19 protein-coding genes are annotated in these 19529 nt (G+C 44.3%); 18 read left to right on the top strand and 1 reads right to left on the bottom strand.

The genetic code is table 11. The features are described from left to right. Positions 1–5: 5 nt before the first annotated feature. The 7 genes from gnpA (at position 6) to lplA (ending at position 7066) form a co-directional block, all read left to right on the top strand. Positions 6–2159 carry a 1,3-beta-galactosyl-N-acetylhexosamine phosphorylase gene (gene gnpA / locus ECA01S_RS10015; RefSeq protein ID WP_067394801.1) on the top strand — a complete coding sequence of 718 codons (2154 nt, stop codon included), beginning with the start codon at positions 6–8 and terminating at the stop codon, positions 2157–2159. Further along, positions 2152–2316 carry a DUF6903 family protein gene (locus tag ECA01S_RS14385; RefSeq protein WP_169792778.1) on the top strand — a complete coding sequence of 55 codons (165 nt, stop codon included), beginning with the start codon at positions 2152–2154 and terminating at the stop codon, positions 2314–2316. Before gnpA ends, ECA01S_RS14385 begins: the two co-directional genes overlap by 8 nt. Positions 2317–2327: 11 nt before the next feature. Further along, entirely contained in the window at positions 2328–3221 is an 894-nt protein-coding gene (locus ECA01S_RS10010) for an ROK family protein (protein WP_067394798.1), read from the top strand. Between the two features lie 156 nt (positions 3222–3377). After that, positions 3378–4457: a M42 family metallopeptidase gene (locus ECA01S_RS10005; RefSeq protein ID WP_067394795.1), complete on the top strand. Its 1080-nt coding sequence runs from the start codon at positions 3378–3380 to the stop codon at positions 4455–4457. 10 nt (positions 4458–4467) lie between these two features. Further along, positions 4468–5247 (top strand): DUF975 family protein, encoded by a 780-nt coding sequence (locus tag ECA01S_RS10000; RefSeq protein ID WP_067394792.1) that lies wholly within the window; start codon positions 4468–4470, stop codon positions 5245–5247. Between the two features lie 57 nt (positions 5248–5304). Then, entirely contained in the window at positions 5305–6045 is a 741-nt protein-coding gene (locus ECA01S_RS09995; RefSeq protein ID WP_067394789.1) for an MBL fold metallo-hydrolase, read from the top strand. Between the two features lie 16 nt (positions 6046–6061). Next, the gene (lplA, locus tag ECA01S_RS09990) at positions 6062–7066 is read left to right on the top strand and encodes a lipoate--protein ligase (protein ID WP_067394787.1); all 1005 of its coding nucleotides are present in this window, start codon (positions 6062–6064) and stop codon (positions 7064–7066) included. A gap of 67 nt (positions 7067–7133) precedes the next feature. On the opposite strand, the gene ECA01S_RS09985 is transcribed toward lplA, so the two are convergent. Continuing rightward, positions 7134–8945 carry a GHKL domain-containing protein gene (locus ECA01S_RS09985; RefSeq protein WP_067394784.1) on the bottom strand — a complete coding sequence of 604 codons (1812 nt, stop codon included), beginning with the start codon at positions 8943–8945 and terminating at the stop codon, positions 7134–7136. A gap of 190 nt (positions 8946–9135) precedes the next feature. Between ECA01S_RS09985 and ECA01S_RS09980 the strand changes: the two genes are divergently transcribed. The 11 genes from ECA01S_RS09980 (at position 9136) to ECA01S_RS09930 (ending at position 19359) form a co-directional block, all read left to right on the top strand. Then, positions 9136–9642, top strand: a complete 507-nt coding sequence (locus ECA01S_RS09980; protein ID WP_067394781.1) for a signal peptidase I — start codon at positions 9136–9138, stop codon at positions 9640–9642. Positions 9643–9701: 59 nt separating this feature from the next. Further along, positions 9702–10373, top strand: a complete 672-nt coding sequence (locus tag ECA01S_RS09975; RefSeq protein WP_067394985.1) for an O-methyltransferase — start codon at positions 9702–9704, stop codon at positions 10371–10373. A 150-nt stretch (positions 10374–10523) separates the two neighbouring features. Then, a complete protein-coding gene (locus ECA01S_RS09970) occupies positions 10524–11309 on the top strand; it encodes an alpha/beta hydrolase (RefSeq protein ID WP_067394779.1) in 786 nt (261 codons plus the stop codon). A 16-nt stretch (positions 11310–11325) separates the two neighbouring features. Further along, positions 11326–12168 (top strand): dihydrolipoamide dehydrogenase, encoded by an 843-nt coding sequence (locus ECA01S_RS09965; RefSeq protein WP_245631216.1) that lies wholly within the window; start codon positions 11326–11328, stop codon positions 12166–12168. Positions 12169–12223: 55 nt separating this feature from the next. Next, entirely contained in the window at positions 12224–13180 is a 957-nt protein-coding gene (locus tag ECA01S_RS09960; protein WP_067394776.1) for a ribose-phosphate diphosphokinase, read from the top strand. Between the two features lie 118 nt (positions 13181–13298). After that, the gene (locus ECA01S_RS09955) at positions 13299–14438 is read left to right on the top strand and encodes a cysteine desulfurase family protein (RefSeq protein ID WP_067394773.1); all 1140 of its coding nucleotides are present in this window, start codon (positions 13299–13301) and stop codon (positions 14436–14438) included. Positions 14439–14494: 56 nt separating this feature from the next. Further along, positions 14495–14836 carry a DUF1831 domain-containing protein gene (locus tag ECA01S_RS09950; RefSeq protein WP_067394770.1) on the top strand — a complete coding sequence of 114 codons (342 nt, stop codon included), beginning with the start codon at positions 14495–14497 and terminating at the stop codon, positions 14834–14836. Between the two features lie 45 nt (positions 14837–14881). Then, positions 14882–15490, top strand: coding sequence for a metallophosphoesterase (locus tag ECA01S_RS09945; protein ID WP_067394767.1), 609 nt, complete (start codon positions 14882–14884; stop codon positions 15488–15490). A gap of 245 nt (positions 15491–15735) precedes the next feature. Next, positions 15736–17187: a ribosomal protection-like ABC-F family protein gene (gene abc-f, locus ECA01S_RS09940; protein WP_067394764.1), complete on the top strand. Its 1452-nt coding sequence runs from the start codon at positions 15736–15738 to the stop codon at positions 17185–17187. Positions 17188–17328: 141 nt separating this feature from the next. Continuing rightward, positions 17329–18447, top strand: a complete 1119-nt coding sequence (gene mnmA / locus ECA01S_RS09935) for a tRNA 2-thiouridine(34) synthase MnmA (RefSeq protein ID WP_067394761.1) — start codon at positions 17329–17331, stop codon at positions 18445–18447. 51 nt (positions 18448–18498) lie between these two features. Further along, entirely contained in the window at positions 18499–19359 is an 861-nt protein-coding gene (locus tag ECA01S_RS09930) for a DUF805 domain-containing protein (RefSeq protein ID WP_067394758.1), read from the top strand. The last annotated feature ends 170 nt before the right edge of the window (positions 19360–19529 follow it).

Genomic DNA, 19529 nt, shown 5'->3' with positions numbered 1-19529 from the left:
CGGAGATGGAAAAAGGAAGAGTAACCATTCCAAGCGAAAGCAATTTTTTAGAAGAAACAAAACGCTTGATGGCGTTATGGGGTGCTGACGCGATTCGCGACAGCGATGGGACAAAGTTAGATGATGAACTGAAACAAATCGGTGCGAAAATTTATACCACTTATTTTGTGGCACGCGGCCACAATGATTTTGCTGAAAAACATCTAGAAGAAGTCCAACAAGCCTTTTTATTAAGTGAACGTGTGACGGCCACCAAAGAGGGTGTCGTGATTCCGTTCCTAAATGGCTATTTAGCCGAACAACTACAACCAAACTACCGGGAGGATCCAAAAGCTTGGTGGGAAGTCTATGACCGGACAACCGGTGAATTAGTCCCTGCTGAAGATTGGGAAGTGGATCAAGAGCAACATTTAGTTACTCTAAAAGCATGGCATCCGTACCATGAATATACCGTTTCCTTTTTAGCAAGTATGGTGTGGGATCCAACCCAAATGTACAACCATATCACCAATGATTGGGGCGACAAACCCCATGAGATTCCGTTTGATGTTCGTCAACCAGAATCACAAGCTTTTATGTCCAGCTTTTTAACCAATTGGTTAGCAGAAAATCCAGATACAGATGTGATTCGCTTTACAACATTTTTCTATCATTTTACGTTATTCTTCAACGATCAACGCAAGGAAAAATTTGTTGATTGGTTTGGTTACGGCTCGACTGTTTCAGTTAGAGCGTTGAAGGAGTTCGCCAAAGAATATGGCTACCAATTACGGGCTGAGGATTTTGTGGATGAGGGTTACTACAATTCGACTTTCCGTGTTCCTTCTAAGGCCTACTTGGACTACATTGATTTTGTGCAACGCTTTGTCGCTAAAGAAGCGAAGAAATTAGTTGCCATTGTTCATGAAGCTGGCCGTGAAGCCATGATGTTTTTAGGGGATAACTGGATTGGCACCGAACCTTACGGACCGCATTTTCATGAGATTGGGATCGACGCTGTCGTTGGGAGTGTTGGTAACGGCACTACTTTGCGCATGATTTCAGAGATTCCTCATGTGAAATACACTGAAGGACGCTTTTTACCATATTTCTTCCCAGATGTCTTTTACGAAGGTAATGATCCAACCATCGAAGCCAAAGAAAACTGGTTAACAGCACGGCGGGCACTACTGCGAAAACCAGTGGACCGTATTGGCTACGGCGGCTACCTCTCTTTAGCTAGTCAATTCCCTGAGTTTGTAGCGTATATCGGCGAAGTGACAGAAGAATTTCGGGAACTATATGACCGTATCCATGAGGTCAAACCATATACCGGTCTAAAAGTCGGGATTTTAAATGCTTGGGGCAAATTACGCTCTTGGCAAACGCATATGGTGGCGCATGCTTTATGGTATCAACAAATTTATAGTTACTTAGGTGTACTAGAATCGTTATCCGGTCAAAAGATTGAAGTGGCTTTCTTGAACTTTGATGATGTTCGTGATGGCGTTCCTGCTGATATCGATGTATTGGTCAATGTAGGGGATGCTGGTACAGCTTTCTCTGGTGGTAAAAATTGGCAAGATGCCAAATTGATTGCTACGTTGACTGAATGGGTCGCTAGTGGTGGTGGCTTAGTAGGCGTTGGCGAACCAACAGCTTACTTGGCTAATGGGCGTTACTTCCAATTAGCCAATGTCTTAGGCGTAGATAAAGAATTAGGCTTCAGCTTATCAACGGATAAATATTTCAAAGAGGAAGTTTCAGAGCATTTTATTACGGCTCATAGTCAACCGGCTGATTTTGGTGAAATGCAAAAGAACATTTACGCCTTATCAGCTGATACTAAAATCCTGCGCTATTTAGATGGCAGTGTTCAGCTAGCAACCCATGATTTTTATGAAGGACGGGGCGTTTACTTCAGTGGGCTGCCTTATTCACCTGAAAATGCTCAAATCTTCTTACGAGCTTTGTTCTATGCAGCAGGTAAGGAAGCTGAGCTGAATAAGTGGTATGCCGAAAATCCTGATGTGGAAGTCCATGCCTATCCAGCCAAACGACAATATGCTATCGTCAATAATACCGATCAAGAACAAGTCTCTGTGATTTACACAGAAAATCATTCATATACTGTTACTTTAGCGGCAGGCGCGATTGAATGGAGGGACTATGATGAATAAAGCTAAGGGATGGCTGCAAGTTATCGTCTTTATTGTTTGTTTTTTATTCATTGTCTATGGTCAAAAGAATATCGGCTACACAGGCTTAGCAGTCCAATTAGTGGGCTTGGTGGGTTTGTTGAGCCTCTTGTGGAACTATAATCGAAAATATCAGTAGGAGATGGGGACATGAAATATGCGATCGGTATTGATATTGGCGGGACCAAAGTCGCCGGCGGCTTAGTAGACGCTGCGGGGAACGTTACCCATGTGACGCGGTTACCTTCCAAAGCGAGTGATCGGGAAGGCATGTTCACCGTCGTGTGTCGTGTGATTGAGCAAGTCTTGCAAGAAAGTCAGTTGTCAGCTTCAGAAGTAGCAGTAGGCGTCGGTGTGCCAGGTCTAGTCGATCGGGCACGCGGTATCGCTGTTTTTCAAAATAATGTTGCGTGGGAAAACTTTCCCTTAGTAGCACGTTTGCGGGAAGCTTTCCCCACGATTGGTAACATCGCCATCGATAATGATGTGTATCAAGCAACGCGTGCTGAGTGGAATTATGCGGGGCTTTCTGGTGATGAAGTTCTGGTTTATTTGACGGTTAGTACGGGCTTGTCCTGCGCTATTATGAGCGGGGGCGAATTTATTCGCGGCAATGGCTTTGCTGGTGAGTTGGGTCTGATTCCTTTGAAGGAAGAAAACGGTCAAATTTATACGGTAGAACAAAGTGCGGCGGGGCCGGCTTTAGCTGAACGAGGTAAAGAAGCTTATAACGACGGGACAGTAACAGCTGAAGAAATTTTTCGCCGTTACCGCTTAGGTGAACCGAAAGCTCGAGAAGTAGTGGCGGCTTGGAGCCGGGATGTTAGCCGCGCAATCTACATGGTGGTGTCCTTATTGGATCCGCAAAAAATTGTCTTTGGTGGTAGTGTCTTAACGATGAATCCGGACCTGTTACCTTTGTTAAAAACTAAATTGACAGAGTGGATTGTGCCCGCTCAAGAGCACAGTATCAGTAGTTTAAGTATTTCACCGTATCCCAATACTGGTGGAATTATTGGGGCAGGGCTACACGCTTTGTCATAATCATCACGCAGAGAGGAGCAGCTTTGAACAGCAGCTGTGCCCCTCTGCTTTTTTACGAGGATCCACCGGCTTTGCTAGATTTTCGCCTTCTTTTATTTCATTCTCGGTTTGTTGTTTGTTATAATCAACAGTGAATTGAGATTTGGAGGGAATGGAATGGAGCAAGAAGAATTATTCTTAAAAGAACTAACTGACGCACGTGGCGTTCCGGGTAATGAGGAAGAGGTGCGGGCCGTCTTTAAGAAATATGCGGAGCCTTATGCCAATGATATTTTTTATGATGGCTTAGGGAGTATCATTGCTAAACACGTAGGCACTGGTGGCGGACCCAAGATCTTTATCTCGGGGCACATGGATGAAGTTGGCTTTATGGTGACGCAGATCACGCCTGAAGGCTTTATCAAGTTTCAAACGCTGGGAGGCTGGTGGGGGCAAGTCATGCTAGCCCAACAAGTCGAAATCAAGACGGCAGCTGGCGAGCTGATTCACGGTGTGATTGGTTCAAAACCACCGCATGTCTTATCAGCAGAAGCTCGTAAACAGCCTTATGAAGTCAGTGAAATGTTTATTGATATTGGCGCAACAAGTGCCGATGAAGTGAAAAAATGGGGGATCAAACCAGGTGATATGGTCACTCCGTATATTGAATATCGTCGTCTAAATGGGTCGAAATTCTTATTAGCTAAAGCTTGGGATAACCGCATCGGAACGGCAGTTTCTTTGAAAGTATTGGAAAACTTGGCGAAGGATGGTCATCCCAATGTCTTATTTGCCGGTAGTGATGTACAAGAGGAAGTTGGCTTGCGCGGCGCTCAAACCAGCAGCCACTTAGTCAATCCTGATATTGCGTTTGCTTTGGACACCGGGACAGCAGGGGACACTCCAGGTATGACACCAAAAGAAGCGGACTCTAAATTAGGTGAAGGACCGCAAATCTTGATTTTCGATGCTAGTATGATTCCACATAAAAAATTATTAGACTTTGTAGTAAGTGTGGCGGAAGAGTTGAGTATTCCTTTCCAATATACGGTCATTACCGGTGGTGGAACCGATGCCGGCAAGATGCATTTAACTCGTGACGGGGTGCCTTCTTTAGCGATTACGGTACCAACCCGCTACCTGCACTCCCACACTTCTGTCATTCACGAAGACGATTACCATAACACGGTTCGTTTAGTGACTGAAGTGATTAAACGTTTGGACCATGATAAAGTCATGGAACTACGGAGCTATTAAGGAGAGTCTTATGACAAACAAAGAACACCGCACCCGCGCGCGGCAAGCACTAGAAAATCAATGGGGACGTAACGCCGGGATTACCTTTTTAAGTATTTTGATTACGGGGATCATTGGGGGTATTTTTGAATCTGTGGCTGACTTTCCCCAAGGCAGTATCCAAGATAATATCTTGAATTTCTTGATTGCCACCTTTTTGACCTTCGCCTTTACAGCGGCAATGTACTATATCGCCCTCTATGTTCTGCGGGGTGGTAAAGCGGAGCCGGGGATGTTGTTTATCGCTTTCCAAGGCAAGTATTATCTTCCGCTATTACTAATCAATGTGGCGCGTCAAGTGGTAGGCTATTTGATTGGCTTATTGGTTTATCTGCCTTTCTTGATTACGGCGGGTACTGGTTTTTACTTCGCCATGGTCTTTGGTAACGGCGTCAACAACTTAAGTAACTCAATCAGTATTGGTGATGTGACCTTTGCCATTCTTTTAGCGGTGGCGGCAGTGCTTTTATTGATTGTGACGATGATTTTTGATGGCTACTTCCAATTTGTAGTGTGGGCTAAATTAGACTTCCCGCAACTGAAACTAGGGGATGGCTTCCGTTATGGTTGGCGCTTGATTAAAGGCCGCTTTATTCAATACCTATTGTTACAACTGTCCTTTATCGGCTGGTATTTCTTAGCTATGCTAACATTGGGAATTGGGATCTTTTTCGTAGTTCCTTATCAAAATGTAGCAGTAGCTAGTTTGTATGATGATGCACGTCAAACGATGGGCGACCCGCTCATTTAATTTGTAAAAGACAAAGATCCTTGTGGTTTTTGTCTTTTTTTAGAAAGGATGATCACAATGAAATTAACAGTATTAGGTTATTGGGGAGCCTATCCTCATAAGCATGAAGGCACCACTTCTTATTTGTTGGAATCAGACGGCTTCAAATTATTATTGGATGCGGGCAGTACCACCTTTGTCACGTTGTGTGACCATCTCGACCCCATCGAGTTGGACGCCGTGATTTTAAGTCATTATCACCATGATCATACGGCTGATTTAGGCGTGTTACAGTATTATCGTCAGTTGGTACCGACTCAAACGCCGCTACCGATTTTACCGATTTACGGCCATACTGATGATGAGCAGCACTATGCAGAATTGGACTTTCCATCTGTTTCGAAAGCTGTACCATATTTCGAGGCGGAAGATTTGAAAATTGGGCCTTTTACTGTTACATTTATGAAGACGATCCACCCAGTGCCCTGCTATGCGATGCGCTTTGTAGAAAACGCTACCGGGAAAGTATTTGTCTTTACTGGTGACTCTGGCTATTTGGAAAGTTTTATCGACTTTGCCCATGATGCCGACCTTTTCTTAGCGGATACGTATCTTTTTGCTGGCAATGAGCATCATCACGCTCATTTTACCGCCAAAGAATCCGGCGAAATCGCCAAAGCAGCGAACGTCAAAAAACTTGTCTTGACTCATCTGCCCCAACAAGGCGATCTTGAAGAACTACGGCAGCAAGCGGTAGCGGCGGCTGAGGAGCAAATGCCGGTAATCCTGGCTAAAAAAGATCTGGTACTGGAAATCTAAAAAGGGAGCGAAGACCATGATTTATGTTCCAAATGAAAACAATGACCCACGAGTAAACTTAGCGATTGAAACATTTTTATTGAAAGAAATGCCGTTAGATGAGCCAATCTTACTGTTTTATATCAATGAACCCTCAATCATTATCGGTCGTAACCAAAATACCATCGAAGAAATCAATAAAGATTATGTGGATGAACATGGTATCCATGTGGTCCGTCGTTTAAGTGGTGGCGGTGCTGTTTATCATGACTTTGGGAACTTGAATTTTAGTTTTATTATGCCCGACGATGGCAACTCTTTCCGCGACTTTGCGAAAGTAACGAAGCCAATCATTGAAGCCCTCCACGGTTTAGGTGTTGAAGGAGCCGAGCTGAAAGGTCGCAATGACTTAGTTATTAATGATATGAAATTCTCAGGCAACGCTATGTACGCTACTGATGGCCGCATGTTTGCTCACGGGACTATCATGTTTGACAGTGATATCAATGAAGTTGTTAATACCTTAAAAGTTCGCAAGGATAAAATTGAGTCTAAAGGGATCAAGTCGGTACGTTCTCGCGTTACGAACGTTAAACCATTTTTACCAGCCGACAAACAAAATATGACGACAGAAGAATTCCGTGATGATATTTTACTAAAAATATTTGGTGTAGATGATCCTAAAGAAATCAAGACTTACGAATTGACGGATGCCGATTGGGTGAAAATCAACGCAATCTCTGATGAATACTATCGCAACTGGGATTGGAACTATGGCAAGTCACCTGAATTCAACTTGGAACGACGTCACCGGTTCCCAATTGGTTCCATTGAAGTTCGTTTAAACGTTGCTGATGGCGTCATTAAAGAGGCCAAAATCTATGGCGATTTCTTCGGCTTAGGGGAAATTGCCGATGTGGAAAAACTGTTGACTGGGGTTAAATATGACCGCGCAGCGATAACCGAAGCAGTGGAACAAATCGATGTGAAGAAGTATTTTGGCAATATTGAAAAAGAAGATTTAATTACCTTGTTGTATTAAGCACACTAATAGCATAAGAAAAGGCGCCAGCTTATAAGCTGGCGCCTTTTCTTTGTCGTTTTATAAGCTATGGCAGCTGTAAAGTAGCGGTCAAAACGAAGTCGTCGGTAGCGTCAATCGTTAAAGATCCATCAAAACGTTGGCAGATTTTCTCAATAATCGCCAGTCCATAGCCGCCATCAATAAAGGAAGGGGCTTCCTCTTCGTCTGAGTGGCGATAAGCGTTGCGCGCAGTAATCGTCAGCTGTTGCTCTTTTTTGACGATATGCATAGAAACAAAGCGCTGACTAGGATCATTCAGCTTAGCGGTAGCGGCTAAAGCATTATCGAGAATATTTAGCAATAGGCTCGAAAGATCCACATCTGACAATGACAGCTTTGCCGGCAGATCGGCATAAAAATCTGTTTGAATATGTCTTTTTTTGGCACGGTCATGGTAGCGAGAGAAGATCATATTCACCAAAGGCTGGTCTGAATAGCGTTCAATCTGCTGCAACGGCTTGAACTGCTGTGACACATCGACTAAGTATTGGTCGATTTTCAATTGTTCTCCTTGACTGTTTAACTGCTGGACCGCTTGCAAGTGACCTGAGAACTCTTGTTTCAGCTGTTGTAATTCGTCCATATGTTGGTAAACCGTTTGGTGTGTTTCCTGCAACAGACTGTGTTTTACTTCTAAAAACTGAACTGTTTGCCGTGCTTGATCAGTTTCGCGTAAATGCTTGAAAATAGAATAGCCGCAAATTACCAAAACTAAACCTAAAAAGACCAAGCTAGTTAAGGCTGAATCAACCTGGCGGTGTCCCACAATCAGTTGGATGTAGACGGTGAAGTTGATAATCGCCGCCAGCATGATAAAGGGCACGAGAAAACTGTAAAAACGATTGCGATGGTACCATTCACCTACTGCTAACATGGCAGTGGAAAGGGCGCCTACCACATACAAGCTGTTGACTAAGAGCATGGCATCCGGAAACTTCCAAATATTTAGGAAATCTAATCCAAACAAGGTAATCACAACTAGAACCATAGTCAAGACAAAGGCCCCGTACCATTTACGGTAATGATGGCTCTTTAAATACAAGAAAACCATAATAAAAATTGGCGTTAGTAGATAAAGACCGTTGGCTAAAGTCGAATGGATATGAGGATCAAAAAACAAGTAGCTGGCAGTATCCGTAGAAATGTCACTTAGTCCGACTAAAATCGTAAAGATCCCTAACAGCAAGTATTCCATTTCAAAGGCGCGATTGCGAATCCCTTTGTAGAGGAAAAAGCCTAATAAGGTTGCACCTAGTGCCAAGCAAATTGTCAAAATGATTAAATTAGGGATAGCATGAGAAAACATGGAAGCAATCAAGGAAGTGTTATCACCAATGAAAACTTGGGCAGGCAGCCCTGCATAAGCCTGATAAGGAGTTGTCACTTCGATTTGTAGGAGTCGTCCAATGTAATCTGACGGCAAGTCTACCATGGCTACCGTCAAGCCGGGATTTTTATCTTTGATTGTTTGGCCACCATCATATAAAAGCTCACCATCTAAAAAGACTTTCAAGTGTTGGTGATTCCCTTTTACTAATAATTCAGCATTGGCAACTTTTCTTTGCAGCGTCCGCTCCATCACGATAGTTTCGTTAGGTAGGGTATTGGGCAGCTGCTGGATATGCTCACTCAGAAATACCAGATTTGGATTTTCTTTATTATAAAGCTGCCAAGTATGCTTGATCTCCGCAACGTTCTGTTTTGCGTAGGGCTGACTGATGCCGCGTACATAAAAACCCATTAGAACAACGACTAACAAAATTGGAAACAAATAAAGCAAACCGCGGAATAAATAGCTGCGTTTTTGCCTTTTTATAAAAGAATGTGCGTTTAGCATAAAACCCTCCTTTACTTTTTTTCAATTTAAGAGTAAATTAAAAATAACGAAGAGTCAATATAATTATTATTTAACATAAAAACAAAAATATTAATAATAAAATACAAATATTATATAATATGAGTTTTTTAAAAGTAAAAGAACACGAAAATGGAAAATAGTATTTTAAAAATAACGTTGGAGGAGAAAAATGAGAACGTATCGAAAGCGGTTGGCCATCGTATTGACAAGCTTTTTAGGCGTCCTTTTTGTGGTAGCAGTCTGCCTAGCGATTGGACCCAAATTATTTGGGGTGACCCCTTATGTATTAGAGACTGATGAGATGCAGCCAACTTATAGTCATGGCGCCTTGATTTTTGTGAAAGATCGACACGTAGAGGATGTTTTAGTTGGTGACGTGGTAACGTATTTTGAGAATCAGGGTGAGAAGGTTGTTACCCGCCGAATCGTGGCTATTGATTCGGATCGTGACGGCTTTTTGCTGAAAGGTGACGCCAACCGGACGGCGGATATTGGTTTAGTGAACCGCCATAATTTGATTGGAGAACCAATTTTTCATATTCCGTATATTGGCTATTTATTTTCTGATATGGCGATGAAAGTTTTGCGCTATATCTTTTTAGCAATGCTCGTTATCACCTCGATTATTATCGCAGCACCATACGGTCTCCATGCTTACCAAAAAAGACGGGCGTAGTTTTTCCAAGTTGCGAGATACTTAGCGGCACCGTATAATGAGGCGAAAGGGTGAGCAGATTGTTGAACGAAATGATGCACCGTCCGGTAGTCAAACCGGAATTGGTGGAATATATGCGGACAAAACAGCGACAATTAACCGGCGGCTTAGGGGAAGTAGAAGCGGATGCCCATAAACGCGGCGTGCCGGTAATTCCTCATGAAACAGTCGTTTTCATGCAGTTTCTTTTAGGACAGCTACGACCAAAACAAGTATTGGAAATTGGTGCAGCGATTGGCTTTTCTTCTAGTCTCATGGCAGAAACGATTGGCGCAGATGGACACGTCACAACGATTGACCGTTATGATGTGATGATTAAGCAGGCGCGGGAAACTTACGAACGATTGGGACTGACGGAGCGTGTCACCTTATTAGAAGGCGATGCCAAAGATGTTTTGCAAAGCCTGTCAGGACCTTATGACTTTATTTTCATGGATAGTGCCAAGGCAAAATATATTGAATTCTTACCAGAATGTTTGCGTTTGTTGCCGGTAGGCGGTGTTCTAATGGTGGATGATGTGTTCCAAGGCGGGACAATCTTAGCACCGTTAGAAGAGATTCCACGGCGCAATCGCTCGATTCATAAAAAGTTAAATCTCTTTTTAGATACTGTCATGACCGATCCTAAGCTGACCTCTTCACTGGTGCCACTAGGAGACGGCGTGTTATTGATTACTAAGGATAGTGAGTAGAAGCAGACTGTGAGGTCTGCTTTTTTTGATCTCTGGTCGGAGAGAGACAACGATGGACCTGTAACAAACAGGTTACGATTTTATGTTAATTCTGTTTTTTTAATCTTTATTTAAGGTTGGGTATTTATAGTATATACCGGAGGGATGAACATGAAGAGAAGTATCTTATTATTGCTACTAAGTTTGTCTTTATGGATTGCCACACCGACTAGCTCGGCTAATCAAGTGGTGACCACTTTGGAAGTAAAACCCACCGTGTTGGTTCCGGGAACTGGCGGCGATGTGGACCGTTTTGATGAATTTATTGCGGATATTGCGCAAAAGGAACAGATAGAAGTTGTAAAAATGACTGTACATACGGATGATACGATTACCATGACAGGAACAATCAGTAACCAGGCGAAGCGACCTATTATCGTAGTGGGCTTTGAAGATGCCAGTGACCCAGCGTTGCCGGAGCAAAGTCGTTGGCTCGCTTTAGCGCTACGCAAAGCGCAGTATTTATTCCACTTTACTCATTTTGACTATATCGGTCACTCCAATGGCGGCTTGGTGGCAACAGGCTATTTGGAGAATCAACAGGCGGGGGACCCTCAAATGGACCATTTAGTAACCTTAGGAACCCCTTTTAATGATGTTGGCTTTGACTACAATGATACTGGGGTAACTTTTACGGACTTAAAAGAGGAAAGTCCGCTCTATTCATTGTATGATGAAGAGCAAGAGGCAATTAGCGCTGATTTGGCGATGTTAAATGTTGCCGGTACGTCAGAGGGTGACAGTGACGCAGTCGTACCTGTCACCAGTGTGGCAGCTGGTCGGATTTTTTATGGGAACTGTGAAGAATACCAAGAAATGACCGCTGATGCCAATCACAGCGATTTAGTGACCGATCCCCAAGTGGAAGCAGCGATTGCTGACTTTTTAGAGTGGTAAAATCAGGAGGTGCTCTATGGCACAAAAACAACTACAAGCGGTACAGCAAGTGCGGGTATTGCATAATATTTGGCAAGAGCCAGCTTTTTTACTAGTAATAACCGCAGCTGGCTATCAGATTCAACAAACCAACGGAAAGATTTGGGAGTATAGTGACACTTGTCCTGATTACCTTCACGAGATGACCCACTATGGTGGTCCGGAAAACTATTTTTGTCAAATTGGTCAGCAGCTTTTTGATGTGCGTTCTGGCGAAAAAGTTGATCCTGTTGGCGCCCTGCAACAGCTACGTAAAAATGTCCGTCAATCACTGCCTTGGGATACCAGGGATACAGGTGAATGGGTTGGGCTAGCTGGGGCGGCGTTTGCGCCGTATCGTAGTTGGCGGGCAACGGGTCAGCTCTGTGGTTCTTATGCGGCGGCAGTAATGTTGGCGTACTACCAAGACCAGGTGGCGCCAGACTTTGCACCAGAAAAAATTCGGGTACCCCATGGCGAAGGCCGACGTTTGATTGAAACCTTGGCTCAGGAGATTCAGCCAAGAGGCTATTCCACGATTCCTGTCCAAGTAGCCATGGGTATCAACCGTCTCTATCAGAAATATGACCTGCCGCATCAAGCTGAATTTTGGCATTTGGGTGGTTGGTCTCAATTGACGAAGCGGTTAGCGCAAGGTCAGCCTGTTGTGACCGGGTTATTGAAAATTTTAGGAAGTAGCTACGGAAACCACTGGGTCACGGCGTATGCCTATTTAGTCAAAGATGGCGAGCGTTTTTTAAAGGTGCATGATAACTGGGGCAACCATCAAAAAGTCATTACTGCCGACTGGCTTAATGGCTTGGTTTACCTAAAAAAATAGTGCGAAAAGCGGTAAAATACGGTATGCTAAGAGAAGAAAAATATGGGAGGCTGTCATGAAAGAATATTTTGATCCATCCTTGAAGATCTTTACCTTGAATGGAAATCCGCAATTAGCGGGTAAAATTTCCGAAGTTGTTGGACGCGAATTAGGGAAAAGTGCCGTTACCCAGTTCAGCGATGGAGAAATTGCCATCAATATCGAAGAAAGTGTCCGTGGTAGTCATGTTTACTTGATCCAAGCCACTAATTATCCGGTAAATGATCGTCTATGGGAATTGTTGATCATGATCGATGCCATGAAGCGTGCTAGTGCGAAAACCGTCAATGTCGTGATGCCTTACTTTGGCTATGCTAGACAAGACCGAACCGCTCGGCCCCGGGAACCAATCACTGCCAAATTAGTGGCTAACATGCTGGTAAAAGCTGGTGCTACTAGATTATTGACGCTTGACCTGCATACCGTTCAAGTCCAAGGCTTTTTTGATATTCCAGTGGATAATATGTTCACCATGCCACTTTTTGCGCAGCATTACCGCAAGGCTGGCTTAGAAGGCGATGAGGTAGTGGTGGTGTCACCGAAGAATAGTGGTGTCGGTCGGGCCCGCTCTTTGTCTGATTACCTGCATACAACGTTAGCTATCGTCGATCAAACCAGTGAGGATGGTCAGCGTGATGGCTATGTGATTGGGGATGTAAAGGATAAAACTTGTATTTTGGTAGACGACATCTTGAACACAGGCGAGACTTTTGCGACAGCCGCCAAAGTATTAAAACGAGCTGGGGCTAAAGCTGTTTATGCCTGCGCCTCACACGGTCTCTTTAATGATGGTGCGCGGGAACGCTTGGCACAAGCGCCAATCGAACGGATTGCAATCACAGACTCGGTCTTTTCCGATTACTGGGATGATCCAGCGGTGGATTTGATAAGTTGTGCGGAATTATTGGGTGAAGGGATTAAACGAATCCATGAAAATACCCCTATGAGTCCTCTGTTCCATTTAGATAATTAAGGTAGAAACTGCATCGAAATTTCGGTGCAGTTTTTTTAGAAGGTGAGTAAGTAAAATCCGATGACCAAAAGGCGCCCCTGTGCTAGAATGGGGCTATTCAAAAGGAGTGATCAGCAAAATGTCGATCTATTTAGACCATGCAGCCACGTCACCAATGCATCCTGAAGTGATTCAAGCAATGACGACGGCTATGAAGGAACTGTTTGGCAATCCTTCCAGTATTCACCAATATGGGCGCGCTGCCCACAGCGAATTGGAGCGGGTGCGGCAGTTGGTGGCCGACTCGCTGAATGCTAAGAGTCATGAAATCATCTTTACTAGTGGCGGTACTGAAGGCGATAACACTGCCTTATTGCAAGTGGCACAAATGTATCAAGCCAAAGGCCGGCATATCATCACCACCGCCATCGAGCATCCGGCGGTTTTAGAAACAGCGCGCTATTTGGAAGGCCAAGGCTTTGAAGTCACGTATCTGCCAGTCGATCGTCAAGGACAGTTGCAAGTGGCTGATTTGAAAGCTGCTCTACGAGACGACACGATTTTAGTATCAATTATGGCTGCTAATAACGAAACCGGTAACGTAATGCCTTTGGCGGCAATCGGTGCTTTGTTAAAAGAGCATCCGGCGCTGTTCCATACTGATGCCGTACAAGCCTATGGCAACCTGCCATTAGATGTTGAGGCATTAGGAATTGATTTGTTAAGTGTTTCGGCTCATAAAATCAATGGACCAAAGGGTGTAGGCTTTCTGTATAAGCGTGACAGCGTCAAATTCAGTCCCTTGTTCCATGGGGGTGAGCAAGAAGAAAAACGACGAGCCGGCACGGAGAATTTGCCGGGTCTGATTGGGTTAGGAGCGGCGGTTCAAGTGCTGCCGGAAAAATTAGCCCAAGCCGATCATTACCGGCTTTTTCAAAAAAATGTTTTGGCCCAATTAGACGCTGCTAAGATTAGCTATGAGGTTAATGGTGCCAGTGCGGCTGAACGATTACCTCATGTACTGAATCTCAGAATCAATGGCGTCAATAATCAATTACTATTGATGAACCTAGATTTACAAGGAATCGCCATCTCCACCGGATCAGCTTGTACAGCCGGGACCGTTGATCCGTCCCATGTGCTGACGGCCATGTATGGCGTGGATCCAGCAATCCAAGAGTCGATTCGCATCAGCTTTGGCTTAGGCAATGACACGGCGGAGGTCGCAGAGTTTGCTGAGAAATTAGTGCAAACCATTCAAACGATTCAAAAACGCTAGTCAAGCGCTGCCATAACCTCTATAATAAAAGATGAAAAATGAGAGGGAGTGACAAGATGGCATTTACAGAAATCGCAACAGTTGAAGGGGCAACGGTTCAATACCGTTTAAATCCAGAAGTAAAACGCTATACTTTGCGGGATAATGGGTTTCAAGAAACGCAATCAGGCAATTTTCAACTGATTCGCCCGTTAGATGCGACACCACAAAGCAAGGAAGGCTTTAAACTAAAAGTCACCGTCAATAAAGATTTAAAAACCTTTAAGTTATCCATTACCACTGCGAATGGCTTAAAATCGGTGAATCTTTTTAAAGACGACCAACATAAAATGAGCCAAGAAAAATTCTTGTTCTTGATGGACGGAATGATTAGCCGCGGCGTATTTGAAAAAGCGTAAGATGACTGCCTCGGCGGTCATCTTTTTTTAAAAGGGGGAAGCAACATGCGATTTTTTATTGCAGATACACATTTTTTTCATGAACAATTATTAGGTGATAATGATTTTGCACCGCGTTTGTTTGAGACCGTTGAGGCGATGCATCAAGTCATGATTGCTAGTTGGAATCAAGTAGTGAAGCCTACGGATACCGTCTACCACTTGGGGGATGTAGCGATGCACCCGCAATATGAAAAAGGCAATGCCGCAGTGCTGGCGATTTTGACACAGTTGGCCGGTAAAATTGTCTTTATTAAAGGCAATCATGACAGCCGCGCCTTCTTTAACTACTTGGCTGAGCACGATCCAGGCGCTGAGGGCGGCCCCAAGTTTGCCTTTGAAGATGTGGGAGCTATCGTGAAATTTAATCATCATCAGTACTATTTGACCCATTATCCTATGCTTTTAGGTCAAACAAAAAATATCCGCAATCTTCACGGCCATATCCATCATTACAGTGTGCCGATTGCAGACAATATCAATGTTGGCGTAGATGCGCCTGAACGCAGCCTGTTGCCGCAGCCCGTGCCCTTTGGAACGCCTTTGTCAGAGAACCAAATTGATGTGATAGCCGCAGCTAAAATCAATGAAATCGCCAAGTTGGCCGAGTATTAACAAGTTGCTACTACCCCTTGGTGCATGTTAGAATAGTAAAAAAAAGGAGGGCTAATCATGACTGCAGCGATGAAATTACGTTTTGAACTTTTGAATCAGCAATCACATAACTAATTCAAAAGTCTTGTACGAATGACATTCGAGGGAGCAGTCTGCCCAAATGAACCAGTCAGACAGAGGTCGCACAAGCGGTCTCTTTTTTGCGTTCTCGAAAGTCCAGTGCACAGACAAAGGAGTGCACAGCAATGGAAAATTTAGTTTTACAAATTAACGACTTACGCAAGGGCTTTCCGGAGCCGCTTTTTGAAATACCGGAGTTGAGTGTTTATGAGAATGACCGTATTGGCATCATTGGTGATAATGGCGCCGGTAAATCGACCCTGCTGAAATTGATTGCAGGGAAGTTAGCGCCAGATAGCGGTCAAATCAATCGTCAGGTGGACTTTGATTATTTTGGGCAGTTGGATCCATTACTCACTGATTACCGGGCAGAGCAACTAGATGCCGCCTTGTTAGGTCGCTTGAAAGTGCCCGCTGTGGGAACGGAGCTGAGCGGCGGAGAGAGTGCCAAACTGCGGCTAACGCAAATCCTCTCCGTTTATCATCAAGGGTTACTCTTAGATGAGCCAACGACTCATCTAGATCAAGAGAGTATCCAATTCTTGATTGAAGAGCTGCGTTATTATTATGGCACGCTCTTATTTGTAAGTCACGACCGTCATTTTTTAAATGAATTAGCGACCAAAATTTGGGTAGTCTCAGCCAAGGGCGTCCGTGAGTTCGTAGGGAATTTTCAAGATTACCAAGAAACACTGGCCTTGGAGCAAGTGACTCAAGAGCGGGCCCATGAAAAATATCTCAAGGAAAAACGGCGGTTAGAACAGGCCGCTGCCCAACGGAGTGCCCAGGCACAAAAAATGGCACAAGTTTCTCAGAAGGCCAAGCAGAAGAATATTCGCCCTAGCCGGCTGTCGGCTTCTAAGCAAAAAGATACCGTTCAAAAGGCCCTTCAGAAAAATGCCAAAGCTTTAGAAAAACGGGCCGAGCAATTAACCGAAGTAACCGGAGTTAAAGAAGAAGCGTCACTACGGTTTCCGCTGGCCAAGCAGCTTCAACTGCACAATCGTTTTCCGGTGCGAGGAGAAGTCCAATTGACGGTAGCGGATCGTTTACTACTGACGGCCGATTTTCAAGTGCCGCTGGGGCAAAAAGTGGCATTGACGGGCGCTAACGGCAGTGGCAAGTCGACATTGTTGCGGCATATCTATAACGAAGGGGCCGGCATGGTCATCTCGCCTAAGGTCGTTATGGCCATGTACCGGCAGATGAGTTATCGCTACACGGATGAGACACCTCTTTTACGCTATCTCCTTAAGCAGACGACCTTTAATGAAAGTCTTGTGCGCAGTGCGTTGCACCGTTTAGACTTTGGTGAGCGCCACTTACTGACGCCGTTGCATGAATTAAGTGGCGGCGAGGCAACGCGGCTGGCTCTGTTAGAATTGTTTTTAAAGCCCACTAATGTTTTACTATTGGATGAGCCCACTAACTTTATTGACGTCCGGACGATTGATGCGTTGGCGGCACTTTTGGCAGGTTATGAAGGAACGGTTCTTTTTACCTCCCACGACCAAACTTTTGTGCAAGAAAATGCGGATCTTATCTGGCGAATCGAAGCGGGGGAATTGCGGCAATAGTGAGGAAACGACCAGCTTTACCGATAATCGAAAAAAGATACTGGTATTTTCTAAAAAACCTCGTTATAATGAAAAGCACTGAATAATTACGACCTTCAAATCGTGGATGTTTCAGAATCTATTTGAAATGATGGTGATACAATGGACAACAGTCAAACACGTGTTGTTGTCGGAATGAGCGGCGGTGTCGATTCATCCGTAACAGCCTTGCTGTTGAAAGAACAAGGGTATGATGTCGTTGGTATCTTCATGAAAAACTGGGATGATACTGATGAAAATGGTGTCTGTACGGCAACGGAAGATTACAAGGACGTGGCAAAAGTTGCTGCGCAAATCGGGATTCCTTACTACTCAGTCAATTTTGAGAAGGAATATTGGGACCGGGTCTTTGAATACTTTTTAGCGGAATACCGCGCTGGCCGCACGCCTAACCCCGATGTAATGTGTAACAAAGAAATTAAATTCAAAGCCTTTTTAGACTATGCTATGAGCTTAGGCGCCGATTATGTGGCAACTGGTCATTATGCACAAGTGACCACCGACGAAAATGGCGTCGTGCATATGCTGCGAGGCGTAGACAATAATAAGGATCAAACCTACTTTTTAAGCCAATTGTCACAAGCACAATTAAGTAAAACGATGTTTCCTTTAGGTGGCATGGAAAAATCTGAAGTACGGGCTATTGCGGAACGTGCTGGCTTGGCAACAGCCAAGAAAAAAGATTCTACTGGGGTCTGCTTTATTGGCGAAAAGAACTTTAAAGAATTTTTGAGTCATTATTTACCCGCTCAAAAAGGTAATATGGTGACTTTAGACGGTGAAGTGAAGGGCCAACATGATGGCTTGATGTACTACACTATTGGTCAACGTCAAGGTTTAGGCATTGGCGGCGGTGGGGCAACCCAAGAACCATGGTTTGTAGTGGGTAAGGATTTGGCAACCAATACGTTATATGTGGGCCAAGGGTTCCATCATGAAGCGTTATATGCCACTAGCTTAGATGCTAGTGAAATCCACTTCACGACTGAAGGAGCTAAGCCACGGGAATTTAGCTGTACGGCAAAATTCCGTTATCGTCAACAAGACGTACCGGTAACGGTTCGTTTGCTGGATAACGACCGGGCAGAAGTGATTTTTGCAGAACCAGTGCGGGCCATCACACCTGGACAAGCAGTTGTGTTTTACGATGGCATGGAATGTTTGGGTGGCGGTCTAATCGACCACGCTTACCAAGAAAGCCAAGAATTACAATATATTTAATTCGTAGTGTGCTGAGAAATTCTCAGCGCACTCTTTTTATGGAGGATAGCGATGAGAGACGCTTGGCAACAATATTGGCAACAAAAATTTTCCTTAACCGGACGAACAGACCGCTTGACCTTTTGGCAGGTAGCACCTGTTTTGATGCTACCGAATTTTTTAGCAGTTTTAGGGCTATTCATTGTGAGGGATATGCTGCTTCATGTTCTCAGCCATGCCACTTTACAATACAAGCTGGCTATGCTCCAATATCTATTTGATAAAGTTTGGTATTTTCCACCAATACTGGCTGTCGTGACGCTGGTTTTCGCTTTAGTGACGCTGATCCCGACCTTTAACTTAGTAGTGCGACGTTTACGAGATGTCGGATTGTCCTCGGCGTTGATGGGGCTATTGCTACTTTGCCTTTATGGCAGCCCAGTATTATTGCTGCTTAGTGGCAAACTTTGGTGGCTATTCTTTTTAGTCTTTCCGCTACTGGCAACGTGTCTAGCCAGTGACCCAGTTGCTAATGAGCTAGCCGGAGAACAAAAACTTAAACTGACAAAGGGCTTTTACGGCAAGTATGCTAGTTACTGGCTTTACCGTAATCAGACTTATGTAGGGAAATTTACTGGCTCAGAAATGCTGATAGCCGTCAATAGTGGAGACCAGCTGACAGTTGCGCGGCGCGGCTCCCGCAAGCATCGTCAGACTGTGACTATTGAGCCAACGACCAAGGCAATCCGCATAGTGGCTACCCGCTATTTCAGCGGCTATTTAGCACTAATTTTAGTGATTTTTGCTCTAGGAATGCTCAGTAAGTTGCTATGGCTGCGATTAATAGCTATTGCCATTTTAATTATGCTGACAGGATATGGCTGGAAAAATGCCCATCGTGAATGGCATTTAGAAGTGACGGAAGTGGACTAAGTAGAGTTGAAGAGATTGCTAGCTACGGGAGACTAATTTGAATGGCTACTAATTCATTGATGGATTATCGGCTGCGCTTTTTTTAGAGCAAACGAGAGAGAAGCCAAAGTCAGCTAATGCACGTTAACTAGTGTGCATTAGTTGAAATGAAATATGGCGGCATAGCTGTG

Source organism: Enterococcus canis NBRC 100695 (assembly GCF_001544375.1).
Lineage (GTDB): Bacteria > Bacillota > Bacilli > Lactobacillales > Enterococcaceae > Enterococcus_H > Enterococcus_H canis.
This window is presented reverse-complemented; position numbering and strand designations above follow the sequence as displayed.